This window comes from Curtobacterium sp. MCBD17_019 (assembly GCF_003234555.1).
Taxonomy (GTDB): Bacteria; Actinomycetota; Actinomycetes; order Actinomycetales; family Microbacteriaceae; genus Curtobacterium.
Window position 1 is genome coordinate 70381 of record NZ_QKTT01000002.1, and the last position, 25050, is coordinate 95430.

Consider the following 25050-nt stretch of genomic DNA (forward strand, 5'->3'; position numbering starts at 1 on the left):
TCATGCCCGGAGCTGCCGTGCCGCCGCCTCCAGGGTCCGCCGCAGCGCTCGGAGCGCCGGAGAGCCGGCCCCGGCTTCCCGCTGTGCCGTGAAGACGGTCCGCTGTGGACGCCCGGGGAGCGGCACGAGGCGGCAGGTGGTGCTCCGGCCGGTCCACACGAGGTCCGGCATGAGCGCGACCGCGTTGCCGGACTCGATGAGGCGGATCTGGGTCTGCAGGTCCGGCGTCTCGTACCGCACGTCGGGTTCGAACCCCGCTGATCGGCACAGCTGCTCCGCGAAGTGTCGTGATGCGGCCCCGCGCGGCTCCATGACCCACGGCATGGCGGCTGCGCCGAGCAGGTCGTCCACCGACTGGTCGAGTGCGTCGACCGGCGGGAGCGCCAGGCGCACGGCGTCGCGGGTCAGGTCCTGGCGGTCCAACCCGGCGTGCCACGCGGCGGCATGCGCCGGGTACTGCTCGGCGATGACGAGGTCGAAGTCCCGGACCCACGTGGCGCGCAGGGCGCTCTCCGGTTCGTGCTGGACCATCTCCACGCGGACGTCGGGGTGGGTGCGGGCCATGGCGCGGAGGGCCGGCGGCATGAGGGCGAGCGCCGCGGACTGGAACACCGCCACGCGGACCCGCCCCTGCACGCTCGGGAGTGACTCGTCGAGCGCACCCTGGGCCCGTTCGAGCACGTCGAGCACCTCGCTCGCCGCGGCGACGAGCACCTCGGCCTGCGGGGTGAGCTGCAGACGCCGCCCGGCGGGTCGGAGGAGCTCCAGGCCCGTTTCGCGCTCGAGGGCGTTCAGCTGCTGGGACACCGCCGACGGCGTGAAGGACATCGCCTCGGCGACGGCGGCGATCGTGCCCCGGATGGCGAGTTCGCGCAGGATCACCATGCGCCGGACGTCGAGCATGCGGACTCCTCGTGTGGGTGTGTGGACCGTGGGATGTCACTGTGTCTGGATCGCGACCAGTGCGTGGGGCCACCTGTCACGCCTGTGGATAACCAGGTAGGAACGCTACCGATAACCGTGAACCAACCGTCACTGGTGCTACCGCAACCGGAGCCCGATACTGGGCGCATGACCGACCTCGCCACCCCACGGCACGACATCGACGGCGCCGCCGCGGATCCCCTCGTCGACGCCACGATCGTGCTCGTCCGTCGGTGGCTCGCCGAGGCCGACGGCCACCCCGTCGACGGTTCGGCTGCTCAACTCGCGGGCGTGCTCCGCGACCCCAAGGGCCTCGCGTTCACCGTCGGCTTCGTCGACGGCGTGGTCAGGCCGGAGGACCGGACCGTCGCCGCCCGGACGCTCCGTCGGATCGCGCCGGACGTCCCCACGTTCCTCCCGGCCGCCATGCGTGCGCTCGTGCGCGCCGGTGGCGGGCTCGCCCCGGTCCTGCCGGACGTCGTCGTGCCGATCGCGCGCCGCGTGCTCCGGCGGATGGTCGGGCACCTGATCATCGACGCGTCCGACTCCGCGCTCGGGCCGGCGATCCAACGGGTCAAGCGCGAGGGCGTGCGCCTCAACATGAACCTGCTCGGCGAGGCGGTCCTCGGCGAGCGCGAGGCCGCGCGTCGACTCGAAGGCACCGAGCGGCTCCTCGCCCGCGACGACGTCGACTACGTGTCGATCAAGGTGTCGTCGACCGTGCATCCGCACTCGCCCTGGGCCTTCGACGAAGCCGTCGCCGACGTCGTCGCCAAGCTCCGCCCCCTGTTCGCCCGAGCGTCCGCCGCCTCCCCTCACAAGTTCATCAACCTCGACATGGAGGAGTACAAGGACCTCGACCTGACGATCGCGGTCTTCACGACGCTGCTCGACGATCCGGCGTTCCTCGACCTCGAGGCCGGGATCGTGCTCCAGGCGTACCTGCCGGACGCGCTCGGCGCCATGCAGCGGCTCCAGGAGTGGTCCGCGGCACGCCGCGCCCGCGGCGGCGCCGGGATCAAGGTCCGGCTCGTCAAGGGCGCGAACCTGCCCATGGAGCAGGTCGAGGCCTCGATCCACGGCTGGCCCCTGGCGACCTGGCACACCAAGCAGGACTCCGACACGAACTACAAGCGCGTGCTCGACTGGGCCCTCACGCCGTCGCGCATCGCCAACGTCCGGGTCGGGGTCGCCGGGCACAACCTGTTCGACATCGCGCACGCCTGGCTCCTGGCCGGGGAGCGCGGGGTGCAGAGCGGCATCGAGTTCGAGATGCTCCTCGGCATGGCCCAAGGGCAGGCCGAGGCCGTCAAGCGGACCGTCGGGGGTCTCCTGCTCTACACGCCGGTGGTGCACCCGAGCGAGTTCGACGTCGCGATCGCGTACCTGATCCGTCGCCTCGAAGAAGGCGCCTCGCCGGACAACTTCATGTCCGCCGTGTTCGAGCTGTCGACCTCCGAGGCGCTGTTCGAGCGCGAGGCCGACCGGTTCCGCGCGTCACTCGCTCCGCTCGCCGAGTCCGGCGGCCTCGAGGCTCCTGCTCCGCATCGGGTCGCCGACCGGTTCGCGGCAGTTCCGCGGCCGACCCTCGGGCACTTCGAGAACACGCCGGACACGGATCCGTCGGTCGCCGAGCACCGCGTGTGGGCGCGCGGCGTCATCGAGCGGATGTCCACGAGCACGCTCGGCATCGACGCCGTGCAGGAGGCCCGGATCACCGAGCCGGACACCCTCGCCGCCGCCCTGCAGCGCGTGCGCGAGGCAGGCTCGACGTGGGGATCGTGGTCCGGCGAGGACCGAGCGAGGGTCCTGCACGCCATCGGTGCGGCGCTCGAGGCGCACCGCACCGAGCTGGTCGAGGTCATGGGAGCCGAGGCCGGCAAGACGATCGACCAGGCCGACGTCGAGGTCTCCGAGGCCGTCGACTTCGCCCACTGGTACGCCGAACTCGCGCGGTCGCTCGACGAGGTCGACGGAGCCCGGTTCGTCCCCGCTGCGCTGACGCTCGTGACGCCGCCGTGGAACTTCCCCGTCGCGATCCCGGCCGGGTCGACGCTCGCGGCGCTGGCGGCCGGATCGGGAGTCGTGCTCAAGCCCGCCGGTCCGGCCGAGCGCTGCGGCGCGGTGCTGGCCGGTGTCATCGGCGATGCACTGGCCGCCGCGGATGCGCCGGCGGACGTGCTCGCGCTCGTGCCGGTGTCGGAGGAGGACCTCGGCCGAGACCTCGTCGCCTCCCCGCTCGTCGATCGGGTGATCCTCACGGGCGCGTACGAGACGGCCGAGCGCTTCCGGTCCTTCCGGCCCGATCTGCCGCTCCTCGCCGAGACGAGCGGCAAGAACGCGATCATCGTGACGCCGTCCGCGGACCTCGACCTCGCCGTCAAGGACGTCGTGCAGTCCGCCTTCGGGCATGCCGGGCAGAAGTGCTCCGCGGCGTCGCTCGTCGTACTGGTCGGCTCGGTCGCCCGGTCGAAGCGGTTCAAGCACCAGCTGCTCGACGCGGTGTCGTCCTTGACCGTCGGGTACCCCTGGGACCCGACGACGCAGATGGGCCCGATCATCGAGCCAGCCAGCGGCAAGTTGCTCACGGGCCTGACCGAGCTCGGCCCTGGCGAGACGTGGCAGCTCCGGCCCGAGCAGCTCGACGATCGCGGTCTGCTCTGGAGCCCCGGGGTGCGCGGTGGGGTTCGACGCGGATCGGACTACCACCGCACGGAGTACTTCGGGCCGATCCTCGGCGTCATGACCGCGGACACCCTCGACGAGGCCATCGACATCGTGAACGAGGTCGACTACGGACTGACCTCGGGGCTGCACGCGCTCGATCCCGCCGAGATCGGCGCATGGCTGTCGCGGGTCGAGGCCGGGAACCTCTACGTCAACCGGGGGATCACGGGCGCGATCGTCCGGCGGCAGCCCTTCGGCGGGTGGAAGCGATCCGCCGTCGGGCCGGGCACCAAGGCCGGGGGTGTCAACTACCTCATCGGCCTCGGTTCGTGGGAGCCGACCGCGGCGAGCGCCGGTGATGCGGTGACGTCCGCGGCCGTGGCGCGCCTCCAGGCTGATGCCGGTGCTGGGCTGTCCGAGCCGGACCGTGCGCTGCTCGCGCGCGCTTTCCGGTCCGACGCGCACGCGTGGTCGACGCTGTTCGGCACCGCCGCGGACGTCTCCGGGCTCAGCGCCGAGCGGAACGTGGCCCGGTACCTGCCGTGGCCGGAACCCGTGCTCGTCCGGCTCGTCGCGGGTGGCAGCGTCGCGTCGCTCGTCCGCGCGGTCGGTGCGGCGGCTGCCGCGGGGGCGGCGGTCGCGGTCTCGGTCGACCCGGAGTGCACGCTCCCCGAGGCCGTGCGGACCGCACTCCGCGCCGAGCCCCACGTGGGATCGGTGGCCGTCGAGTCCGCCGAGGCGTTCCACGCCCGTGCTGGCCGACTCGGCGGCGGGCGGATCCGGCTCATCGACGGGGACGCCGAGGCCGTGCGTGCCCTCGCCGTCGCGACGAACGGGAGGCCCGACCTCGCCGTGTACGCCGGACCGGTCACCGAGGCGGGCCGCATCGAGCTGCTGCCGTTCCTGCGAGAGCAGTCCATCGCGATCACGGCCCACCGGTTCGGGACGCCGAACCACCTGTCGGACGGGCTCATCTGACACGCCGTCGCTGGCTCCCCGCGCCCGAGCGGAGAAGCCGTGCACGAGAGGATGGCCGCAGAAGGAGTGTGTGCGATGGAGATCCGTTCGTTCGAGGACACCGACACCGAGGCCGTGGTGGCGCTCTGGCGTGAGGCCGGGCTGACCCGCCCGTGGAACGACCCGCACGAGGACGTCCGCCGCAAGCAGACCGTGCAGCCCGAGATGTTCTTCGTCGCCGAGGACTCCGGGCGGATCGTCGGCGCGGTGATGGCCGGGTACGACGGGCACCGCGGCTGGATCAACTACCTGGCGGTCGGAGACGACCAGCGCGGCACGGGACTCGGTCGCGCGCTCGTCGAACGCGCGGAGGGGGCGCTCCTGGCGCTCGGGTGCCCCAAGGTGCAGCTCCAGGTCCGGCCCGACAACACCGGGGTCGTCGACTTCTACGAGCACCTCGGCTACGCCCCGTACGAGGCCGTCAGCATGGGGAAGCGCCTGATCGAGGACTGAGTCGTGCCCGATCCTCGCGACACCGGCCGAGCCGTTCCCCACTCGGCCCGGTCCGGCAGCGTCCTGGTCGCACTCGGCGCCGCACTCTGGGGCACCGGTGGGGTCGCGGGCACGATCGTGGCCGCGGACAGCGCGATGTCCTGGCCGGCGATCTCGGCGCTCCGTCTGCTCGGCGGCGGACTCGTCATGCTCGCGGTCACCGCGGCGATGGGCGGCCTCCGGCGCGTGCCGCGCAGCCGGGAGGCCCTGGGGCACGTCCTCCTGACGGCCGTCCTGACCGGCGTGTACGGCACCGCGTACTTCGAGTCGGTCTCGCTCGTCGGCGTCGCGGTGTCGACCGTCATCTCCCTCGGGGTCGCGCCCGTCGCGGTCGCGGTCGCCACGGCACTGCACGAGCGCCGGCCGCCCCGCGCCACGGTGGTCCTCGCGCTCGCCACCGCGGTCGTCGGGCTCCTGCTCGTCAGCGACGTCTCGGGCTCCGAGCCCGGGGCCGGCAGCGCGAGTGTCTCCGGCGCCGGCGTTGCCGTCGGGTCCTCGAACACGGTCGGCGTGCTGCTCGCGCTCGTGGCCGGGCTGGCGTTCGCGGGGACCTCGATCGTGAACCGGCGTGTGATCCCGGGTCTCGGGCCGTCGACGCTCATCGCCGTGTCGTTCACCCTCGCCGGGGTGCTGTCCGCCGTGTTCGCGCTGTGCACCGGGTTCCACCTCGCGAGCGCGGGGCCCTCGGCGTGGGGCGGGGTCGCGTTCCTGGCGCTCGTGCAGACCGTGCTCGGGTACCTGGCGTTCTACGGCGGACTCCAGCGCGGGGTCGCGGCGACGACCGCGGCGGTGCTGTCACTCGTGGAGCCGCTGGTGGCGACCGTGCTGTCGGTCGTGGTGCTCCACGAGCCGCTCACGGTCGTGGGTGTGGTCGGCATCGTGCTGCTCCTCGTCGCGGTGGTGCTGGTCCGCACGCCGCGCTGACCTCCCCAGGAACCGCTGGTTCCGCGGAGCCGGTCGCCGAGAACAGGCGGAAGGGCTCGGGGGCCGGAACCTGCCGGCGGCTGAGGGAGAATCGAGTGCCTGCAGCATCCGGAGGTCCCCATGCAGCTCTCGCACCGCGCCCGCGCCGTCGCACCCTTCTACGCGATGGAGTTCGGCAAGCAGGCGGCAGCCCTCGAGGCCGAGGGCCACGACGTCGTCAAGCTCAGCCTCGGCGAGCCCGACTCCGGCGCACCACCCGCCGTCCTGGAGGCCCTGCGCCAGGTGGCCGACGGACGGCCACTCCCCTACACGGCCGCGTTGGGCCTCCCGGCGCTGCGCGCGGCGATCGCCGCGTTCTACCGGACGCAGCACGACGTCGAGATCGACCCCGCGCGGATCGTCGTGACGGCGGGCGCGTCGGCGGCGTTGCTCCTCGCGACGGCCGCGCTCGTCGACGCCGGTGACGAGGTGCTCATGGCGGACCCGTCGTACCCCTGCAACCGCGAACTGGTCGAGACGTTCGGGGGACGGGTGACCCTCGTCCCGACGACCGCCGAGACGCGGTTCCAGCTCGACGACGACGCCGTCCGGGCGAACTGGACGGAGCGGACCACAGGCGTGATGATCGCGACGCCCTCGAACCCGACGGGCACCTCGATCCGTCCCGAGGACCTCGCGGCGATCTGTGCGACGGCGCGGGAGCGCGGCGCGTGGCGGATCGTGGACGAGATCTACCTCGACCTCAGCGACCCGGACGAGCAGGGTCGGCGTGCGCGCAGTGTGCTGTCGATCGATCCCGACGCCATCGTCGTCAACAGCTTCTCGAAGTACTTCGGCATGACGGGGTGGCGTCTGGGTTGGTGCGTCGTGCCCGAGGAACTCGTGCCCGTGACCGAACGCCTGGCGCAGAACTACTTCCTGTGCGCGTCCGCCCCGGCGCAGGCGGCGGCACTCGCGTGCTTCACCCCGGAATCGCTCGCCGTGGCGGAGGCGCGGCGAGCGGAGTTCGCCGCGCGGCGGGCGGTCGTGCTCGACGGCCTCGCGCGGATCGGCCTCCCCGTGCCGGTCCCGCCGGACGGTGCGTTCTACGTGTACTTCGACGTGACCGGGACCGGACTCAGCTCGTGGCAGTTCTGCGAGCGGGCGTTGCACGAGGCGCACGTCGCCCTGACGCCGGGCCGCGACTTCGGAGTCCACACGGCGGAGTCGCACGTCCGGTTGTCGTACGCGGCGTCGATGGACGCACTGCACGAGGGTCTGGCGCGCCTCGGCCGATTCGTGTCGTCCTTGGGCTGATCGGTGGCACCGGCCCGCGACACAGCGGGCACCCGGGCTTTCGGGACGGCAGCGAGGACCGATCGGGGTACGGGCGAGCCAGGCCGACTCAGGGCGCATGGACAGCGAACGCGCATCTCGTCCCCCTACGTTGACGCCAACCTCGCACCCGCGGGGGAACCCGCAGGAGCCGGTCGAAGGGCCGCTCCCCCCACGGAAGCAGTCGCCCTGACGACCACCGATCCGACCGTGCCGCGCATCGTCCGCACGCGTCCCCGCTCCGGCACCACCAGCGGCACGTCGACGTACTCCTCGATCCTCGCCCAGGTCAAGGAGCAAGGCCTCCTCGGCCGCCGCATCGGTTTCTACTGGGCGCTGTTCGGCGCCCTCATCGGGTCGCTCGGGGTCGTGTGGGCCGCGTTCGCGCTCCTCGGCCACTCCTGGTTCCAGCTCATCGTCGCGGCCGCGCTCGGCGTCCTGTTCACCCAGTTCGCGTTCCTGTCGCACGAAGCCGCGCACCGGCAGGTGTTCGCATCGCACAAGTGGAACGACCAGGCGGGCCGGTTGCTCGGGACCTTCCTCGTCGGGCTGAGCTACTCCTGGTGGATGAACAAGCACACCCGGCACCACGGGAACCCGAACACGGTCGGCAAGGACCCGGACATCGCGCCGGACACCATCCGGTTCCGTCCGGAGGACGCCGCCGCGGCGCGCGGTCCGCTCCGCCTGCTCGTGCGGGTCCAGGGGTACGCGTTCTTCCCGCTCCTCACCCTCGAGGGCATCAATCTCCACTGGCTCGCGGTCCGCTCGGTCGTGACCGGCGCCGCGACCAAGGCGGACGCCCGACACCGCTGGATCGAGGGCGGCCTCCTGGCGGCCCGCTTCGGCATCTACCTGACCGTGGTGTTCTGGTTCCTGCCGCTCGGCATGGCGTTCGCGTTCCTCGGGGTGCAGCTCGCGGTGTTCGGCGTGATGATGGGCGCCTCGTTCGCCCCGAACCACAAGGGCATGCCGGTGCTGGCGCACGACGCCCAGGTCGACTTCTTCTCGCGACAGGTGCGGACCTCCCGGAACATCCGCGGCGGCTGGTGGGTGTCGTTCCTCATGGGCGGCCTCAACTACCAGGTCGAGCACCACCTGTTCCCGAGCATGCCGCGGCCGGCGCTCAAGCAGGCTCGCCTGCTCGTCCGCGACCACTGTGCGACGCTCGACGTGCCCTACACCGAGACCACGCTCGTGCGGTCCTACGGCATCGTCGTCCGGTACCTCAACGAGGTCGGCCTCGCCGCGCGCGACCCGTTCGCCTGCCCGCTCGTGGCCGAACTCCGGGTGCGCTGACCGCCCTCGGGTTCACTCCCCGAACAGGATCTCCAGCAGGGCGACCACCACGACGCCCGCGATCGGCACGCCCGCGATGAGCAGTCCGGCGCGGACCTGCGTCCGGTGGATCGTCCTCCGACCGCCGGACGCCTGGGCGACCTGGGTCGCGGCGACGAGCTCGGGTGCCGCGGCGGGCGGAACGGGCGGCGGAGCAGGGCGGTCGTCCTCGAACGCCGGGATCTCGATGACGACCTCGGCGGGATCCACCGCCGGCGGCAGATGCGCGAAGCGTGCGACCTCCTCGGGCGCCGGTGCGCGATCTCGCTCGTCCTCGGCCATCGGTCGCTCCCCTCGTCAGCCACAGCGTGCCAGGTCCTCCACACGCTCGTCGAGTGCCGAGTCGATCCACATCCGCGCCGATTGACCCTGCCGGAGCGACCCGTTCCTCCCCTATGGTGAGTGCCACCGCCGCACAGGCGCGGGAGCCAGGGGGAGGGCGACGACGTGATCGACGTTGCAGGACTGACGAAACACTTCGGCGCGACGACGGCCGTGCAGGACCTGACGTTCACGGTGCAACCTGGGCTCGTGACCGGGTTCCTCGGGCCGAACGGCGCGGGCAAGTCGACGACCATGCGGCTCATGCTCGGGCTCGACCGTCCCACCGCGGGCTCCGCCACCATCAACGGCCGTCGTTACGCCGACCACCGCGCGCCCCTGCACGAGGTCGGCGCGCTGCTCGACGCCAAGGCCGTGCACCCGGGGCGGAGCGCGCGAGCACACCTCCGAGCCCTCGCCGCGACGCACGGCATCTCCCAGGCCCGAGTCGACACGGTGATCGGCCTGACCGGGCTCGACAGCGTGGCGGGCAAGCGCGTCGGCGGGTTCTCGCTCGGCATGGGTCAGCGCCTCGGGATCGCTGCTGCGCTGCTCGGTGACCCGGCCGTCGTGATCCTGGACGAGCCGGTCAACGGCCTGGACCCCGACGGCGTGCTCTGGGTCCGCGGCCTCGCCAAGCACCTGGCGTCCGAGGGCCGGACCGTGTTCCTGTCGTCCCACCTCATGAGCGAGATGGCGCAGACGGCGGATCGCATCGTCATCGTCGGCAAGGGTCGGCTCCTCGTCGACGAACCCATGGCGGCCCTGCTCGCGCGGTCCGGGTCGTCCGTCGTCGTCGCCGGCCCGGCGCTCGATCCGCTCACCGAGGCGGTCGCGCGGGGCGGCGGACGCGTCCAGCAGGTCGCCCCGGATCGTTTCGAGATCACCGGGCCCGACGCGGCGTGGATCGGCGAGTTCGCTGCCGAGTACCGACTCGTGCTGCACGAACTCACGCCACGCTCCGCCTCGCTCGAGGAGGCCTACCTCGCGATGACCCGAGACGAGACCGAGTACGTGTCAGGAGGCGCGCGATGAGCGGCGTGGAGATCGGGACGTCCACCGAGCGGGCAGCGCCGACCGCTCCCCGCTCCGGCGTCGCCGCCCGGTTGACCTTCGGCGGTCTGCTCCATGCCGAGTGGATCAAGCTCTGGACGCTCCGGTCGACGTACTGGTGCTTCCTCATCGCGGTCGCGCTGACGGTCGGGTTCGGTTTCCTCGTCGCCGTCGCAATCTCGAGTACCGGGCTCGGCGACACCGGCAGCCGCCCGGGAGCGACCTCGGCGCTCGCGCAGGCAGCGACGGGTGGCACCAGCATCGCGGAGCTCGTGGTCGCGGTGCTCGGTGCCCTGATCGTGACCGGCGAGTACGGCACCGGCATGATCCGTACGACGTTCCTCGCCGCGCCGCGCCGCTTCGACGCCCTCGGCGCCAAGGCGCTCGTGTTCGTCCTCGTCGCGTTCGGGGTCGGGATCGTCGCGGTCGCGATCAGCACCGGGATCGCGATCGCCGTGGTCACCGGCGCGGGCCTCCACCCGGACCTCGGCGAGCCGGGTCTGTGGGGGGCGTTGCTGGGCGGAGCGGGAGCGCTGGCACTCGTGGGTCTGCTCGCCGTCGGGATCGGGATGCTCGTCCGGAACTCGGCCTTCGCGATCACGCTCTCGGTCGGCATCCTGTTCGTGCTCCCGATCATCATGAGCATCCTCAGCGGTGTCACCCAGGCGCATTGGGTGACCGACCTGATCGCCTACCTGCCGAGCCAGGCGGCCTCGACGATGTCGTCGTACGACCCGCACGGCCTCACGTCGTCGCTCGACCCCTGGCAAGCCGCGCTCGTACTCGGGCTCTGGGCCGGGGTGTTCGTCGGTCTCGGCGTGCTCGCCGCCGAGCGCCGAGACGCCTGACCGGAGCTGCCGGGCTGTTCGAGCCGGTCGTCCGGTCGGGCCTCCGCTCCCGCTTCGTCACCGACGCGATGACGCGCGCCCGCTCCGCCGCATGATCGCCCGGCGGATCTCCCCCACGATGACGGCGAACGCGGCCGCGCAGAGCGGTCCCGCCACGACGTCGCTCGGGTAGTGCACCGCCAGGACCACACGCGACACCGCGACCACCCCCACCACCACGACGCCCAGGCCGATGGCGACCCGCCGCGCCACGGGCCGCTCCCGGAGCGTCGGCGCGAGCAGGACCAGCACGCCGATCACGAGCGCGGTCGCCACGGCGGCATGACCGGAGGGGTAGGACCACGTCGACGGGGTCGAGATCGCCGCGACCCCCCGCACGGCTGGACGCGGCCGCTCGACGATGAGCTTGAGCGCCTCGGTCGCCCACCACGGCACGACGGTGAGCGCCAGGGAGGTCAGCACCGCCTCCGACCGGCGCCGAACCGCCCACGTGATCGCCGCGATGACGAGGACGATGACGGTGGCCCCACCCGGGGCGAGGGTGTTCCCGATCACCAGCGCGATCGCGTGCGCCCACGGCGGCGCGCCGTCGATCGCGGCCTGGTCCACGGCGAGCTCGGCGGCGTGCCAGTCGGCGTCGTGCGTGATGACGACGCCGACGAGGACGAGCGCGACGAGCACGGCACCCGCGGTGGCGACGCGTGCCCGGCTCGAGGCGGTCCGGCGGCGCGTGTCCATCGGCTCATCCTGGCCGAGCGCGCCCGGGAGCCACCCGGGAGCCCCTCCCCGAGCCACCCGAGCCCCACGAGCGCCGAGCCACCTCGAGGCGGCAGCCGGAACCCGCGACCCACCTTCGAGCGGCAGCCGGACTCGCGAGTCATCCGGGAGGCGCGTCCACCGCAGCAACGGACCTCCCGTCCGACGCGGGCTCAGTCGACGAGCGTCTGCGTCCCGAGCACGATCGCGAGGGCGAGCCGCTCGGCGTCCTCGGTGCCGGGCTCGGCCGTGTAGAGCATGATGCGGACGTCGTCGGTCGCCACGACCAGCACGTCGCAGTCGAGCGCGATCGGCCCGACGGTCGGGTGCTGCACGACCTTGCGCTTGACGGTGCCACGGTCCGCGGCGACCGTCTCGGCCTCCCAGAGCTCGACGAACCGGGCACTCCCGGCGGCGAGTTCGGCCACGAGGGCCTGCACGGACCGGTCGGCCGGGTAGCGGCTCGCGGTACGACGGAGTTCGGCGACCTGTCCGGCCTGCAGCGCGGCGAGCTCCTCGGGGCTGTGCACCACGCGGGTGCCGGGGCCGATCAGGTTGCGCCAGACTGCATTGCGCTCGATCCCGCGCCAGGTCGAAGTGGGTCCCATGAGCGCGTCGTACGGCGCGTTGGCGACGATGAGCGTCCACGTGGCGTCGTACACGGCGACCGGGGTGGTCGCGAGCCGGTCGAGGAGGCGCTGCACGCTTGCCGAGATCCGCGACGGCACGAGGTCGGGGCCGGGTGCGGCGTGTCCCGCGAGGTCGTACAGGAGGTCGCGGTCGGCGTCGGAGAGCCGCAGGGCTCGGGCGATCGCCTCGACGACCTGCGCCGAGGGCGAGGTCGCCCGCCCCTGTTCGAGCCGGGTCAGGTAGTCGGCGGAGATCCCGGCGAGCGCTGCGAGTTCCTCGCGCCGGAGGCCCACCGCACGTCGGCGGCCGCCCACGGGCACGCCGACGGTCTCGGGCGCGACGCGGTCTCGCCAGCGCCGCACGGTCCGTCCGAACTCCCAGGTCTGCACCCGTCCAGTCTCCGCGACCGGCGCGGCGGTGTCCTGGGTCCACCGGTCCCAGGACGCCGCGGACGACGCCGGAGCCGCAGCCGTTCGCGCACAGCCCGACGACGCAGCCCCGCCCGACCGCACTCAGGCCCGGACCGCCGCCGCTCCCGTCGGCCCCACCGTCCGCGGCCGCAGCGCCCCGGAGGCCACGAACGCGGCGACGAACGCGGCCGCCACGAGCCACAGCGCGGTGAGGACGCTCGACCGCTCGGCGAGGAGCCCGATGGCCGGCGGACCGGCGAAGTTCGCGAAGTACCCGATCGACGCGACGACGCTGACCCGCGCGGCGGGGTCCGGGCCGGACTCGGCCGCGGCGGACATGCCGAGCGGGAACCCCATCGACACCCCGACCGCCCAGAGCAGCACCCCGACGAGCGCGATCCACCAGGTCCCGCCGAGGATGAACGCGACCGCGCCGAGCACGCCGAGCGCCGCCGTCACGCGGACGGTCCACACGCGGCCGAACCGGTCGACGAACGGGCCGCCGAGTGCCCGGGTGGCGGCCTCGGTGAGCGCGAACACGGTGAAGAACAGCGCGGCGACCGCTGCGGGTTCGCCGTGGTCGTCCCGGGTGGCGAGGGTGAGCCAGTTGTTCGCGGACCCCTCGCCGAGTTCGACGCCGAGCATGACGACCCCGATGAGCAGGAGCCGCCAGTCGGCCCATCCGCGCAGCCACTCGAGCACCTTGCGGCCGGTGCTCTGGGGCTCCCGTGGCTCCTCGGTCCGGGCGCCGGCCGGGATCGAGCGGGTCAGGACGAGGCCCGCCACGGCGATCGCGACCGCCTCGCCGACGAACTGGACCGACGGTGCGATGCCGAGCGCCGCGCAAGCCGCACCGATCCCGGACCCGAGTGCCGCGCCTCCCGACCATGCCGCGTGCATGAGCGGCAGGAAGGTGCGGCCCATCGCGGCCTCGACAGCCGTGCCCTCGACGTTGATCATGACGTCGAGGGACCCGATCCCGAGCCCGGCCGCGACGAACGCGACGGCGACCAGGGGAACGGACCCGAGGGCGGCGGCGAGGCCGATGACGGCGAGCGCGACGGCGACCAGGAGGATCGTGCTCGCGATCGCACGTCGGCTCCCGAGCGTCCGCAGCAGCGGGGTGGCGAGCAGCAGCCCGGCGACGGACCCGACGGTGACGGCGGCGAGCACGACGCCGATGGTGCCGGTCGTCACGTGGAGCTCCGCGCGGAGCTCCGGCAGGCGCGGTCCCCACGCGGCGAGGGTGATGCCACCGATGCCGAACGCGACGATGATCGCGGTCCGCCATCGGACGAGGACACGGCGGTCGACGACGGCGTCGGCACCGGAACGGGAGTCGGTCACGCTCCGGATCGTAACGGCGCCGCGGGACGCGCCGGGGAAACTACACACCGGAAGGTATTGCGTGTAGCGTCGTCCCGATCCTGTCGACGACGCCGGAGCATCCCACGGCCGCGACGGGTGGACACCCCTGCCAGGACCGAAGGAGTTCCGAATGCCCACCACCTCCGTGCAGCTGTACTCGCTGCGGGACGCCGTCGCGGCCGACCTGGACGCCGCCGTCGCGCGGGTCCGCGAGATCGGCTACGAGCACGTCGAGCCGTACGCGTTCCAGGAGCGCGTCGACGACTACGAGCGCGTGTTCGCCGCGACCGGCCTCACCGCGCCGTCCGGTCACGCCGCCGTGATCGACTCGGAGGCCCCCGAGGCCGTGTTCGAGGCCGCCGTGCGCCTCGGCATCACGACCGTCATCGACCCGTTCATCCCGACGGACCGGTGGCAGACCGCCGACGACGCGAAGCGCCTCGCCGAGCGCGTCAACACGCTCACCGAGCAGGCGGCGGGCTCCGGCCTCCGCTTCGGGTACCACAACCACCAGTGGGAGTTCACGAACAAGGTCGACGGTCGTCCGATCTACGAGCTGTTCGTCGAGCAGCTCGCCCCCGAGGTCGTCCTCGAGGTCGACACGTTCTGGGCCACCGTCGGCGGTGCCGACGCACCGGCCGTGCTCCGCGGGCTCGGCGACCGCGTCGTCGCGATCCACGTCAAGGACGGCAAGGTGACCGGGGACATCGCCACGGCCCTCCCGTCGAGCGAGAGCGCGCTCGTCGTGCCCGACGCGCTCAAGGCGGCGTTCGAGAACCAGACCCCCGCCGGTCAGGGCGACGTCGACGTCGCCGCGATCCTCGCCGCGGCCCCGCAGGCCCTGCGTGTCGTCGAGTTCGACGCCTACAAGGGCGACGTGTTCGAGGGCATCGCCGAGTCCCTGGCCTGGCTGCGCGAGAACGACCACTGAGCTGAGCTCGACGGCGGGGCCGCGCCGGGTGATCCGGCGCGGCCCCGCCCCGTTCCCATCGGCAGCGCCGTCCCGATCAGGCGGCCGGCCCCGGCGGCACGATCGACTCGAGGAGCCGGAGGACCCGCGCGCCGTCGACCGCTTCGGGGTCGAGCAGCCACTGCACCTGCAGCCCGTCGGACGCCGCGATGCTCAGCGAGGCGAGGTCCTGCGCGTCGAGGTCCGCGCGGATCCGCCCGGCCTCCTGGTCGCGTCGGATGAGCTCGGCGAGGTCGTGGCGCAGCGATCGAAAACGCTCGCGCATGAACTCCCGCGTCCCCGGGTGGCCCTCCTGCACCGCGTCGGCCGCGAGTGTCGTGTAGAGCTGCACCAGCCCGGGCACGGACCGGTTGCGGTCGGTGCTCTCGCGCATGTCCCCGATCGCCGAGGTCGGGGGTTCGGCCGCCGAGACGGTGCGGACCTCGTGCTCCCGGTACACGGCGACGAGGAGTTCGTCCCGGGACGAGAAGTAGTGCCGCAGCGCCGCGTGCGAGATGCCGAGCGCGTCCGCCACAGAACGGATCGACGACGCGTCGACCCCCTGCTCGGCGACCATCCGGATCATCTCGTCGAGGATCTGCGCGCGCCGCTCCGCCCCCTTGCGGTACCCGCGCCGTGGGGCGTCCTCGGCGGCTCCAGCGCTGGTCACGCCCCCAACGTAGCGCCAGCCGGGAGGGCCGGGGGCACGTTCGCGAGATCGGCCGCCGGTCGGGTTGCGCCGGAGCGACGGGGAGGGCAACCTGCTCACCGTGCCACACGTCCCGCGGCACGCACCGCCCCACGAGGCCCCGGAGCACGATGACCGACCACCGCCCCACCGTCCTGTTCGTGTGCGTCCACAACGCCGGGCGATCACAGATGGCCGCGGGCTACCTGCAGCACCTCGCGGGCGACCGCGTGACCGTGCTGTCGGCGGGCAGCGAACCGGCGGACCACGTCAACCCCGTCGCGGTCGCGGCCATGGCCGAGGACGGCATCGACATCACCGCCGGCCGACCGCGCGTGCTCGAGACCGACACCGTCCGCGCGTCCGACGTCGTCATCACCATGGGGTGCGGCGACGCGTGCCCGGTGTTCCCCGGCAAGCGCTCCGAGGACTGGGAGCTCACCGATCCCGCGGGCCTGCCGCTCGAGCAGGTGCGGCCCGTCCGCGACGAGATCCGGCGGCGCGTCACGGCGCTCGTCGCGGAGCTCGACGCCTGACCCGTCCGGCGCGATCGACGGCACGGTCGCTTCTGCGGCACGGTCGCTTCTGCAGCCGGACCGCTCCCGCGGCCCTACCGCTTCCATCGGCCCGCGCCTACGCTGTCCTCAGATCGCCCGGAGAGCAGGAGTCGACGATGACCGAACGCAACGCTTCCGACGGCACCCCCGGCAACGTGGTCCGCGGTGAGGTGATCATCCTGCAGCTCGACCCGGCGGAGCTGCTGAGCGAACCCCCGACCGACGCGGAGTTCGTCGGCGTCCTGCTGTCGAGCACCGAGGGCCGGCCGTCGTACTTCGCCGGGCACCGCATCGGCGGCGAGGCCTACGACCGCGTGTCGATGAAGTTCAGCGACCGCGAGCGGGTGTGGGTGAAGGTCGCCGACTCGGGCCCCGACGTGACGTACCGGCTCATCACGGCGAACCAGTACGCCACCAGTCGGCCATGACGGCGAGCACCCGCACTGGATGCATGATGCCGTCATGACCATCGGCTTCGACCGCGACTCCTGGGACGCCCACTGGCGCGACGTCGACGGCGACGAAGCCGAGGGGCCGACCACTCCGACCCCGTACCTGGTGCAGGCGGCGGAGGCCGGGCCTCCCGGCTCCGCGCTCGACGCGGGGTGCGGCACCGGGACGGACGCGGTGTGGCTCGCCGAGCACGGCTGGCACGTGACCGGCGTCGACATCGCGCCGACCGCGCTCGAACGCGCCGCACGGCGCGCAGCCGTGGCGGAGGTCACGGACGCGGTGACCTGGGTGGCCGCGGACCTGACCACCTGGGAGCCCGAGCGCCGCTTCGACCTGGTGACGACCGCCTACGCGCACGCCACGATCCCGCAGCTCGCGCTCTACGAGCGGATCGGTGGATGGGTCGCGCCCGGTGGCACGCTGCTCGTCGTCGGGCACCGACACGGGTCGCACCACCGGCACGACGCCGCACCGCCCGAGGAGGCCACGGTCGGTGCCGCCGACGTCGCCGCCCTGTTCGACGGACCCGCCTGGCGCGTCGACCGTGCGGAGGAGCCGCGGCGCGAGATCGTGCGCCGCAGCGGCCCGGTCGTGCTCCACGACGTCGTGGTGCGCGCCACGCGCCTGCCCTGACCAGAGGGCCCACGCGGAGGGTCCACGCGGAGGGACCCGCGGGGTGAGGCCGTGACGGCCCTCCCCACCGGGTGTGCTGCGGGGACCCTCCACATCCCCGTTCTGGGGAGGACCGCGGCGGACGGCACGACTGGTAGCGTTCCCGGGCCGACGAGGGGGAGCACGTGACCTACTGGACGACCGGGGAGCATCCGGGGACCACCGAACGCCGCACCGGGGGTGTCCTGCTGCTCATCGTGGTGGCGGTGCTCGCCGGGCTGATCGGTGGGGCGATCGCCGCGTTCACGACCGGGCCGGTGATCGCGCACCGGTTGGTCCTCGGCGAGTTCACGAAGGCCGTCCACTGGACCGCGTGCGGTCACGACCGCTGCGCCGCCGTGGAGGCCCCGCTCGACTGGGAGGACCCGGGCACGCGCGCGATCCACCTGGCGCTCATCGAGCACCCCGCCACCGGCAAGCGCCTCGGCACGCTGCTCGTCGACCCCGGCGGGCCGGGTGAGTCCGGCGTCGACCTCGTCGGGAGCAGCGTCCGGAACGCCGTCACGGCCACGGTCGCGCGGCACTACGACGTCGTCGGGTTCGACCCCCGCGGCGTCGGGTACTCGAGCGCGGTGCACTGCGGTGGCGCCGCCGAGCTCGACCGGTACCTCTACAGCGTCCTCCCCGGCACCATCGGATCGAGCACGTGGCTCGCCGCGGACCGCGAGCGTGCCCGGACGTTCGCCCACGACTGCGCCGAGCACACCGGAGCGCTGCTCGGGCACGTCGACACGGTGAGCGCCGCCCGCGACATGGAGCTCCTCCGCGCCGACCTCGGCATGCCGCGCCTCGACTACCTCGGGTACTCGTACGGCACCGAGCTCGGCAGTGTCTACGCGTCCCTCTACCCTCACCACGTGGGCAGGTTCGTGCTCGACGGTGCCGTCGACATCTGGACCCCGACCTCCACCGACGGCGTCGTGGCGCAGGCGAAGGGCTTCGAGGGCGACCTCCGCGCCTGGGCCCGGGCCTGCGTCCGCGGATCGGAGAGCGCCGTCGTCGGCGACGCCACCTGCCCCTTCACGGGCACCGTCGACCACGCGATGAGCCGGATCCGTCACCTGCTGCACGCGGCCGACACGCATCCCCTGATGGCGAGCGACGGGCGGCGACTCGACGGGGCGACGCTCTCGACCGCGATCGTCAACGACCTGTACAGCACCACCCAGTGGCCCGCCCTGACCACCATGCTCCGCGGCGTCGCGGCCGGCGACCCGGCCAAGGCGTTCCACGCGGCCGACGCCTACAACGGCCGGCGATCGAACGGGAAGTACTGGGACAACGCGACCGAGGCGTTCACCGCGATCGGCTGCCTCGACGGCGGCGCCGACGACGTGACCGCGGACATGCGCCACGAGGCGAAGCAGCTGGCGCACGCGGCACCGACGCTCGGCCCCTACCAGGCGTACGGTGACGTCACCTGCGGGCAGTGGCCGGACGGCATGGTCGCGTCCCCGCCGCCCCCGACACACGGCGGGCAGGACCCCGTGCTCGTCATCGGCTCGACCGGCGACCCCGCGACCCCCTACCACCAGGCGAAGACACTGGCAGCGCTGTTCCCGTCCGGGCACCTCGTCACCCACGTCGGCGAGGGGCACCTGGCGTACAACTACGGCGACGAGTGCGTCGACGACACGGTGGACGCGTACCTCGTGCAGGGGCTCGTGCCGAGTCGCGATCCGCGATGCCGCTGAGACGCTGAGACGCTGAGACGCTGAGCGGGGGGCCCGCCCGCTGGCCTCGGAAGTGACAGCAATGCTCCCGTTACTGTCAGTTGTCGCTTCTAAGTGAGAATAGCGGCGCCGTTACTGTCACTTACGGGCCACAACTGATAGTTTGACCCTCGCTGATGTCAGTTGTGTGCAGGAGGGAGACGTGGTGTCCTGGCCCGCGCGGACGTTCCGGACCGTTCCGTGGACTCCGTCCTCACGGCGTGGGTCCTCTGCCGATCGGCGCCTGACCGAGGTCGAGGTCTCGGTGCCACCGCACATCGCCGGGCTCCCCTTCACGGCCGTGGCCTCGCGAGAACTCGAGCGCGCGATGCGCGAGGTGCGGACGCTCGAGGAGACCTACGCCGACGTCCTCCGACCGCTCGCCGGGTTCCTCGTCAGGACTGAGTCCGTCGCCTCGTCGAAGATCGAGCACGTCACGGCGTCCGTCGAGGACTTCGCGCGTGCGTTGGGCGGGGTCCGGTCGAACTCGTCGGCCGTCTCGATGGTGTCCGCCGGTCGCGCCATGACGAAGTTGATCGACACGGCGCACCCGGCGATCACCCTCGACGCGATCCTGGCCGCGCACCACGCCCTGATGTCGGAAGGTCCGTCCGAGCGCATCTCCGCCGGGCGACTCCGTGACGTCCAGAACTGGATCGGCGGCAGCGACCACAGTCCGCGAGGCGCGCTCTACGTCCCGCCACCGGCCGAGACCGTCGACGACCTCATGACTGACCTGATCACGTTCGCGAACGCCGACGACGTCCATCCCGTGGCGCAGGCCGCGATCGTGCACGCGCAGTTCGAGACCATCCACCCGTTCACCGATGGCAACGGCCGCATCGGACGAGCGCTCCTCGGTGCCGTGCTCCGCCGTCGCGGCGTTGCCCGGAGCACGGTCGTGCCGGTCGCCTCGGCGCTCTCGGCCGACACAGAGCACTACTTCGACTCGCTCACTGCCTACCGGGATGGCGACGCGGACCGCATCGTCGAGGACATCGCGCTCTCCACGCAGATCGCTGCCCGTGAGTCGGAGCACACGGCCGCGCTGTTCCGCACCCTGCCCTCCGATTGGCGTGCCGCCGCCAGCCCACGCCGGGGTTCGGGCGCGGAGGACGTCATCGACCATCTCCTCGCGCTCCCGGTGTTCACCGTCGAGCAGATGGCCCATGAGACGCATCGCGACGAGCAGACGGTGTTCCGCGCTGTCGCTCGACTCGAGGACTCCGGCGTGATCCACGAGGTCACGGACCGGAAGCGTGACCGTGTGTTCGCGGCGCGCGACGTCCTCGACGAACTCGACGACCTCGACCTGCGCATCCGGAACGCCATCACGGCAGAGCGCCGCGGGTAGTCGGAACGCGTCCCGACCCTGCCCCTGTGGAAACGTCGTCCGCGCCGCCTGTCGATTCCCGCACACCCCGTTCGACAAGGGAGTACCGGTGGAACCACCGGCGACGACGACGGGAGACGACATGACCCAGTACGCGATCCTCATCTACCCCGGTGCAGGTCCGGCCACCGCCGACGACCTCGCCGAACACGACCAGCACGCCGCCGACCTCATTGCGTCGGGCGCGCTCGTGGCGGCCTTCGCGCTGACACCGCCCGAGGTGACCACCACCGTCCGGGACGGCGTGGTCAGCGACGGCCCGTTCGCCGAGACGAAGGAGGTCATCGCCGGCCTCGGCATCATCGAGGCGCCCGACCTCGACGCTGCACTCGCGATCGCCGCCCGCAACCCGGCCACGTGGCAGGGCGGCGCGGTGGAGGTCCGGCCGGTGGTCGGCGGATGGGTCCGCGGCGACGTGAGAGCGGCCTCCGGGCAGGCTCCTGGCGTCCCCGCCGCCGACGGGGCATGACGGGCACGACCCCGGCGGTGGTGCGCGCAGCGCTCGAGGAGGCCCACCGCCGCGGGTGGGCGGGCCTCCTCACCGCCACGGCGCGGGTGACGCGCGATCTCGACCTGGCCGAGGAGTGCGTGCAGGAGGCGTCGGCCACGGCGATCGAGGCCTGGTCGACCGGCGGCGTGCCCGACGACCCGGTGGCCTGGCTCGCGACGGTGTCCCGTCGTCGCGCACTCGACGCCGTCCGCCGGGCGATGACGCTGCGGCGGAAGCTCCCGTTGCTCGTCGAGCCGGATCCGTCGCCGTCCCCGTCGGAGCCGCAGGACACCCCCGATCGCCGCCTCGACCTGGTGTTCCTGTGCTGTCACCCGGCGCTCGCCCCCGAGTCGCAGCTCGCGCTGACGCTCCGTCTGGCGTGCGGGATCCCCACCGCGGACGCCGCGCGGCTGCTCCTGGTGCCGGAGGCGACCATGGCAGCCCGGCTCACCCGGGCGAAGCGGAAGATCCACGACGCGCGGATCCCGTTCCGCACCCCGCCGACCGCCGAGCTCCCGCACCGACTGCCGATGGTCCTCGCCACCGTGCACCTCGTGTTCACGGCCGGCCACACGGCTCCGTCCGGTGCGGGACTGCTGCAGCCGGACCTCCTGGACCGGGCCATCGAACTCGGACGGATGCTCGTGGCGGTGCTGCCCGACGACCCCGAGGTGCAGGGCCTGCTCGCGCTCATGCTCGCGACCGACGCCCGACGCAGCACGCGGGTCGACGCCGCCGGCGCGCTCGTCCCGCTCGCCGACCAGGACCGGAGCCGCTGGGACCGCGCCATGATCGAGGAGGCCCGCGACCGCGCACTCCGAGCGCTCCGGCCCCGGCCCGGACGCTTCGCGCTGCAGGCCGCGATCGCCGTCCTGCACGCCGAGGCGCCGTCCACCGCGGCAACGGACTGGAGGCAGATCCGGGCGCTGTACGACGCGCTCGCCCGCGCGTGGCCGTCCCCCATGGTCCTGCTCGCCCGGGCGGTCGCCACCGCCGAGGTCGACGGCCCTGCCGCCGCCCTCGTCGAACTCCAGCGGTTGCGGGACGACTCCCAGCTCACCCGGAACCACCACCTCGCGGCGACGCGCGCCGAGTTGCTCCACCGCAGCGGGCAGCCCGAGGAGGCCGTGGTCGCGTGCGATCGCGCGCTCGCCCTGGTCGAGAACACGGCCGAGCGAGATCACCTGCTCGCGCGGCGGGCGGTCTACGCGGGGGTCGAGCGAGGCTGAGTGCTCATCGCTCGGTTCGCCCACATCCCCTCGTCCGAGGGTCGCGTGATCCGCGCGGCGCTGCCTACCCTGGTCCGGCCGACGAGAGGAACTCGATGCGATCCAGCACCAGCGCCAGCGCCGCTGTCCGGACCGGGGTCATGGTGGTCGCCGCGGTCCTCCTGGCCGTCCTGCTGGCCGCCGTCCGCACGCCGTCCTCGGCGAGCGCGGCCGCCACCCTGCTGTCACAGGGCAAGCCCGTCACGGCGTCCTCGGTCGAGAGCTCGGCGCACACGGCGGCCATGGCGGTCGACGGCAACACGACGACGCGATGGTCGAGTGCTCGGAGCGACGCGCAGTGGCTGCGGATCGACCTCGGCGCGCGGGCCGCGATCTCGAGCATCACGCTCCGGTGGGAGGCCGCCTACGCCAAGGCCTACAAACTGCAGGTCTCGAGCGACGCCACGACCTGGAAGACCGTCGCGAGCACGACCGCCGGCACGGGCGGTGTCACCACGACCAAGGTCGCCGCGACCGGTCGCTACGTGCGGATGCTCGGCGTCAAGCGGGCGACGCAGTACGGGTACTCGCTGTGGGAGTTCCAGGTGTCGGGCACGCCGGTCACGGCGACCCCCACGCCGACCCCGACGCCTACTCCGACCCCGACCGCTGCCCCGACCACCGGAGTGCACGTGACGGGCACCCCGGGGCACTGGCAGCTGGCGGTCGACGGCAAGCCGTACCTCGTCAAGGGCGTGACGTTCGGGCCCGCGAACGCGCAGGCCGCCACCTCCATGCCGGACGTCGCCGCGATGGGCGCGAACACCGTGCGCACCTGGGGCACGGACTCGTCGTCGGGGCAGCTGTTCGACGCAGCCGCGGCGAACGGCCTCCACGTCGTCGCGGGGCTGTGGCTCGACCAGAACGCAGACTACGCGACCAACACGTCGTACGAGTCGTCGACGCTCGCCAGCATCCAGGCCACGGTCACGGCCTACCGGAGCAAGCCGGGCCTGCTGATGTGGGACGTCGGGAACGAGGTCATGATCGGCCAGAGCGAAACCGAGCGGGTGGCGTACGCCAAGTACGTCGAGCAGGTCGCCACCGCCATCCACGCCATCGACCCGAACCACCCGGTGACCTCGACGGACGCCTGGACCGGCGCCTGGGCGTACTACGCCAAGTACGCGCCGGACCTCGACCTGTACGCGGTGAACACCTACAACGGGATCTCCGGCGTCAAGCAGGCCTGGGCGAGCGGCGGGTACAGCAAGCCGTACCTCGTCACCGAGACCGGGCCGGCCGGCTCGTGGGAGGTCGCGGACGACGCGAACGGGATCCCCCGCCAGCCCACGGACACCGCGGCCGCCCAGGCCTACACGAACGCCTGGAGCGACATCGTCGGTGACCCGGGAGTGGCGCTCGGCGCGACGATGTTCAACTACGGCACCGAGAACGACGAGCCGGGCGTCTGGCTCAACCTGCGGACCGACGGGCTCAAGCGGCTCGGCTACTACGCCGTCGAGAAGGCCTACCGCGGGTCCGTCACCGGGAACACGCCACCGGTCATGACCAGCCTGACACTGACCCCCTCGACGGGCGCTGCCCCCGGGTCGTCCATCGCGATCGCCGCACCCGCGACCGACCCCGACGGCGACCCGATCACCTACCAGGTGTGGGAGACGAGCAAGTACATCGACGGCAACGCCGCCATGCAGCAGGTCGCCGCCACGAGCACCGGCGCAAGCACCCTCCGCATCAGCGCGCCGAGCACGGCGGGCGTGTGGAAGATCGCGGTGTACGCGCTCGACGGGCACGGGAACGTGGGGATCGAGACGGGGTCCGTGCGGGTCAGCTAGGTCCTCCCGTCCCCCGGAAACCGCGGTCAACGAGAGCGCGGCTGAGCGCTGGGTGACACGCTCAGCGCGAGAACTCCACACCGATGCCACGGCTGCGGCACAGTCCCTCATGTGTGTCAGAACGTCCTGATGAGCCACACATAGCTGGCCCGGGTGAGCGAAGCGTCATGCAATCAGTAACGAATGATTGAAGCGGGTTCCCGGCAAGCACTTTGCCACGAGGGCGTTTGGGCTCGGATCTCCACTAACCCGTCCCTCTCATAGTCCGGAATCTGAAGGGATTTTTCTAGGTGAGCACGAACAAGCGTGCCCTTCAGATGTTCCACCTCAAGCCAGGCACCATCAATCGCAGTGACGATCGTTTTGAGTCCGGTTAGGTGAGGCGCAAACTCCACTCGCTCGAGAATCAGAGCTCGCGGATCCGACGACAGGAGCCCGTCGAAGAGCCTGGATCGCACGGAGGCGGCCCCGGACAGCCGCAGCGCCGCGACCGGATACTCCTCACCGCTGAGCGCACCTCGGGCATCGAACAACAGGTCTACGCAGGGGAACACGGTGTCCACGGTCATCGATACGAGCTGCGCCTCGACGAGGACATCGTCCAGCTCCTGGGACCGGAGCGGTTTCAGGATCGTAGCCTCCGAGGACAGGAGCGAAGACAATATCACGGCAGTCCAATCTGCGGCGTTCTCGAACTACGAGGTAGGATCTCATCCGGTGAGCCGGGAACATACCGAGCAGGAAATGCTTTGTCCGAGAGTTCACCGGCAAGTGCAATGATCACCAGGACTACCAAGAACCGCGCGCCGCTTGATGAGAAAGCGACGCTTCGACTCGACTCATCGTCCCGTCTGCTCTCAACGGAGCACTGTTCTCGCCCGCACGAGAGATGAGTACGTTTGCAGGCACTGCAATAGCCTCGACTCGCCCGCACGGAGGAGTGACAAATCTGCCATGGTCTGCGGCGACCCAGGTTCTGGCAGGGTCTGCGGAAGTCGGGACCGGAA

23 protein-coding genes are annotated in these 25050 nt (G+C 72.3%); 16 read left to right on the forward strand and 7 right to left on the reverse strand.

The genetic code is table 11. The features are described 5' to 3' along the window. The gene (locus tag DEI82_RS02245; protein ID WP_111035665.1) at window positions 1-903 is read right to left on the reverse strand and encodes a LysR substrate-binding domain-containing protein; all 903 of its coding nucleotides are present in this window, start codon (window positions 901-903) and stop codon (window positions 1-3) included. A 168-nt stretch (window positions 904-1071) separates the two neighbouring features. On the opposite strand from DEI82_RS02245, the gene DEI82_RS02250 reads away from it, so the two are divergent. The 5 genes from DEI82_RS02250 to DEI82_RS02270 all read left to right on the forward strand — a co-directional run bounded on the left by DEI82_RS02250 (window position 1072) and on the right by DEI82_RS02270 (window position 8637). Next, window positions 1072-4569: a bifunctional proline dehydrogenase/L-glutamate gamma-semialdehyde dehydrogenase gene (locus tag DEI82_RS02250; RefSeq protein ID WP_111035666.1), complete on the forward strand. Its 3498-nt coding sequence runs from the start codon at window positions 1072-1074 to the stop codon at window positions 4567-4569. A 75-nt stretch (window positions 4570-4644) separates the two neighbouring features. Next, on the forward strand, window positions 4645-5061 hold the full coding sequence (locus tag DEI82_RS02255; RefSeq protein ID WP_111035667.1) for a GNAT family acetyltransferase: 417 nt from the start codon (window positions 4645-4647) through the stop codon (window positions 5059-5061). 3 nt (window positions 5062-5064) lie between these two features. Then, window positions 5065-6024: a DMT family transporter gene (locus DEI82_RS02260; RefSeq protein WP_111035668.1), complete on the forward strand. Its 960-nt coding sequence runs from the start codon at window positions 5065-5067 to the stop codon at window positions 6022-6024. A 120-nt stretch (window positions 6025-6144) separates the two neighbouring features. Next, complete coding sequence (locus DEI82_RS02265; RefSeq protein ID WP_111035669.1) at window positions 6145-7320, forward strand: pyridoxal phosphate-dependent aminotransferase; 1176 nt, start codon at window positions 6145-6147, stop codon at window positions 7318-7320. A 228-nt stretch (window positions 7321-7548) separates the two neighbouring features. Next, window positions 7549-8637, forward strand: coding sequence for an acyl-CoA desaturase (locus tag DEI82_RS02270; RefSeq protein WP_111012065.1), 1089 nt, complete (start codon window positions 7549-7551; stop codon window positions 8635-8637). Between the two features lie 12 nt (window positions 8638-8649). On the opposite strand, the gene DEI82_RS02275 is transcribed toward DEI82_RS02270, so the two are convergent. Further along, a complete protein-coding gene (locus DEI82_RS02275; protein WP_111012064.1) occupies window positions 8650-8958 on the reverse strand; it encodes a hypothetical protein in 309 nt (102 codons plus the stop codon). Window positions 8959-9123: 165 nt separating this feature from the next. On the opposite strand from DEI82_RS02275, the gene DEI82_RS02280 reads away from it, so the two are divergent. Next, window positions 9124-10032, forward strand: a complete 909-nt coding sequence (locus DEI82_RS02280; protein ID WP_111027326.1) for an ABC transporter ATP-binding protein — start codon at window positions 9124-9126, stop codon at window positions 10030-10032. Continuing rightward, complete coding sequence (locus tag DEI82_RS02285; RefSeq protein ID WP_111035670.1) at window positions 10029-10898, forward strand: ABC transporter permease subunit; 870 nt, start codon at window positions 10029-10031, stop codon at window positions 10896-10898. Before DEI82_RS02280 ends, DEI82_RS02285 begins: the two co-directional genes overlap by 4 nt. Before the next feature lie 57 nt (window positions 10899-10955). Here DEI82_RS02285 and DEI82_RS02290 read toward each other — a convergent pair whose 3' ends face one another. The 3 genes from DEI82_RS02290 to DEI82_RS02300 all read right to left on the reverse strand — a co-directional run bounded on the left by DEI82_RS02290 (window position 10956) and on the right by DEI82_RS02300 (window position 14041). Further along, window positions 10956-11636 (reverse strand): phosphatase PAP2 family protein, encoded by a 681-nt coding sequence (locus DEI82_RS02290; RefSeq protein ID WP_111012061.1) that lies wholly within the window; start codon window positions 11634-11636, stop codon window positions 10956-10958. 191 nt (window positions 11637-11827) lie between these two features. Beyond that, the gene (locus DEI82_RS02295) at window positions 11828-12673 is read right to left on the reverse strand and encodes a helix-turn-helix transcriptional regulator (RefSeq protein ID WP_111035671.1); all 846 of its coding nucleotides are present in this window, start codon (window positions 12671-12673) and stop codon (window positions 11828-11830) included. 123 nt (window positions 12674-12796) lie between these two features. After that, window positions 12797-14041, reverse strand: a complete 1245-nt coding sequence (locus DEI82_RS02300) for an MFS transporter (protein WP_111035672.1) — start codon at window positions 14039-14041, stop codon at window positions 12797-12799. A 151-nt stretch (window positions 14042-14192) separates the two neighbouring features. On the opposite strand from DEI82_RS02300, the gene DEI82_RS02305 reads away from it, so the two are divergent. Next, window positions 14193-14993 carry a sugar phosphate isomerase/epimerase gene (locus tag DEI82_RS02305; RefSeq protein WP_111010277.1) on the forward strand — a complete coding sequence of 267 codons (801 nt, stop codon included), beginning with the start codon at window positions 14193-14195 and terminating at the stop codon, window positions 14991-14993. A gap of 76 nt (window positions 14994-15069) precedes the next feature. Here the strand turns inward: DEI82_RS02305 and DEI82_RS02310 are convergent, their stop codons facing one another. After that, window positions 15070-15681 (reverse strand): TetR/AcrR family transcriptional regulator, encoded by a 612-nt coding sequence (locus DEI82_RS02310; protein ID WP_111012057.1) that lies wholly within the window; start codon window positions 15679-15681, stop codon window positions 15070-15072. 149 nt (window positions 15682-15830) lie between these two features. On the opposite strand from DEI82_RS02310, the gene DEI82_RS02315 reads away from it, so the two are divergent. The 8 genes from DEI82_RS02315 to DEI82_RS02350 all read left to right on the forward strand — a co-directional run bounded on the left by DEI82_RS02315 (window position 15831) and on the right by DEI82_RS02350 (window position 24043). After that, window positions 15831-16235: an arsenate reductase ArsC gene (locus DEI82_RS02315; protein WP_111035673.1), complete on the forward strand. Its 405-nt coding sequence runs from the start codon at window positions 15831-15833 to the stop codon at window positions 16233-16235. A 137-nt stretch (window positions 16236-16372) separates the two neighbouring features. Continuing rightward, window positions 16373-16684 carry a hypothetical protein gene (locus DEI82_RS02320; protein ID WP_111035674.1) on the forward strand — a complete coding sequence of 104 codons (312 nt, stop codon included), beginning with the start codon at window positions 16373-16375 and terminating at the stop codon, window positions 16682-16684. Window positions 16685-16718: 34 nt separating this feature from the next. Continuing rightward, a complete protein-coding gene (locus tag DEI82_RS02325) occupies window positions 16719-17342 on the forward strand; it encodes a trans-aconitate 2-methyltransferase (RefSeq protein ID WP_111035675.1) in 624 nt (207 codons plus the stop codon). Between the two features lie 164 nt (window positions 17343-17506). Beyond that, window positions 17507-19075, forward strand: a complete 1569-nt coding sequence (locus DEI82_RS02330) for an alpha/beta hydrolase (RefSeq protein ID WP_111035676.1) — start codon at window positions 17507-17509, stop codon at window positions 19073-19075. A 181-nt stretch (window positions 19076-19256) separates the two neighbouring features. Further along, window positions 19257-20447, forward strand: a complete 1191-nt coding sequence (locus tag DEI82_RS02335) for a Fic family protein (RefSeq protein WP_111035677.1) — start codon at window positions 19257-19259, stop codon at window positions 20445-20447. Between the two features lie 121 nt (window positions 20448-20568). Then, window positions 20569-20955 carry a YciI family protein gene (locus DEI82_RS02340; protein ID WP_111035678.1) on the forward strand — a complete coding sequence of 129 codons (387 nt, stop codon included), beginning with the start codon at window positions 20569-20571 and terminating at the stop codon, window positions 20953-20955. After that, complete coding sequence (locus DEI82_RS02345; protein WP_111035679.1) at window positions 20952-22205, forward strand: RNA polymerase sigma factor; 1254 nt, start codon at window positions 20952-20954, stop codon at window positions 22203-22205. The genes DEI82_RS02340 and DEI82_RS02345 overlap by 4 nt, the downstream gene beginning before the upstream one ends. A gap of 95 nt (window positions 22206-22300) precedes the next feature. Continuing rightward, window positions 22301-24043, forward strand: coding sequence for a discoidin domain-containing protein (locus tag DEI82_RS02350; RefSeq protein ID WP_111035680.1), 1743 nt, complete (start codon window positions 22301-22303; stop codon window positions 24041-24043). Window positions 24044-24216: 173 nt separating this feature from the next. Here DEI82_RS02350 and DEI82_RS02355 read toward each other — a convergent pair whose 3' ends face one another. Continuing rightward, window positions 24217-24711, reverse strand: a complete 495-nt coding sequence (locus DEI82_RS02355; protein ID WP_111035681.1) for a hypothetical protein — start codon at window positions 24709-24711, stop codon at window positions 24217-24219. Between the last annotated feature and the right edge of the window lie 339 nt (window positions 24712-25050).

What these genes read in the sequence shown, in the direction of transcription:
- DEI82_RS02245 (WP_111035665.1), bottom strand. Translation starts at nt 903, where the DNA reads ATGCTCGACGTCCGGCGCATGGTGATCCTGCGCGAACTCGCCATCCGG.
- DEI82_RS02250 (WP_111035666.1), top strand. Translation starts at nt 1,072, where the DNA reads ATGACCGACCTCGCCACCCCACGGCACGACATCGACGGCGCCGCCGCG.
- DEI82_RS02255 (WP_111035667.1), top strand. Translation starts at nt 4,645, where the DNA reads ATGGAGATCCGTTCGTTCGAGGACACCGACACCGAGGCCGTGGTGGCG.
- DEI82_RS02265 (WP_111035669.1), top strand. Translation starts at nt 6,145, where the DNA reads ATGCAGCTCTCGCACCGCGCCCGCGCCGTCGCACCCTTCTACGCGATG.
- DEI82_RS02275 (WP_111012064.1), bottom strand. Translation starts at nt 8,958, where the DNA reads ATGGCCGAGGACGAGCGAGATCGCGCACCGGCGCCCGAGGAGGTCGCA.
- DEI82_RS02285 (WP_111035670.1), top strand. Translation starts at nt 10,029, where the DNA reads ATGAGCGGCGTGGAGATCGGGACGTCCACCGAGCGGGCAGCGCCGACC.
- DEI82_RS02290 (WP_111012061.1), bottom strand. Translation starts at nt 11,636, where the DNA reads ATGGACACGCGCCGCCGGACCGCCTCGAGCCGGGCACGCGTCGCCACC.
- DEI82_RS02305 (WP_111010277.1), top strand. Translation starts at nt 14,193, where the DNA reads ATGCCCACCACCTCCGTGCAGCTGTACTCGCTGCGGGACGCCGTCGCG.
- DEI82_RS02315 (WP_111035673.1), top strand. Translation starts at nt 15,831, where the DNA reads ATGACCGACCACCGCCCCACCGTCCTGTTCGTGTGCGTCCACAACGCC.
- DEI82_RS02320 (WP_111035674.1), top strand. Translation starts at nt 16,373, where the DNA reads ATGACCGAACGCAACGCTTCCGACGGCACCCCCGGCAACGTGGTCCGC.
- DEI82_RS02325 (WP_111035675.1), top strand. Translation starts at nt 16,719, where the DNA reads ATGACCATCGGCTTCGACCGCGACTCCTGGGACGCCCACTGGCGCGAC.
- DEI82_RS02340 (WP_111035678.1), top strand. Translation starts at nt 20,569, where the DNA reads ATGACCCAGTACGCGATCCTCATCTACCCCGGTGCAGGTCCGGCCACC.
- DEI82_RS02345 (WP_111035679.1), top strand. Translation starts at nt 20,952, where the DNA reads ATGACGGGCACGACCCCGGCGGTGGTGCGCGCAGCGCTCGAGGAGGCC.
- DEI82_RS02350 (WP_111035680.1), top strand. Translation starts at nt 22,301, where the DNA reads ATGCGATCCAGCACCAGCGCCAGCGCCGCTGTCCGGACCGGGGTCATG.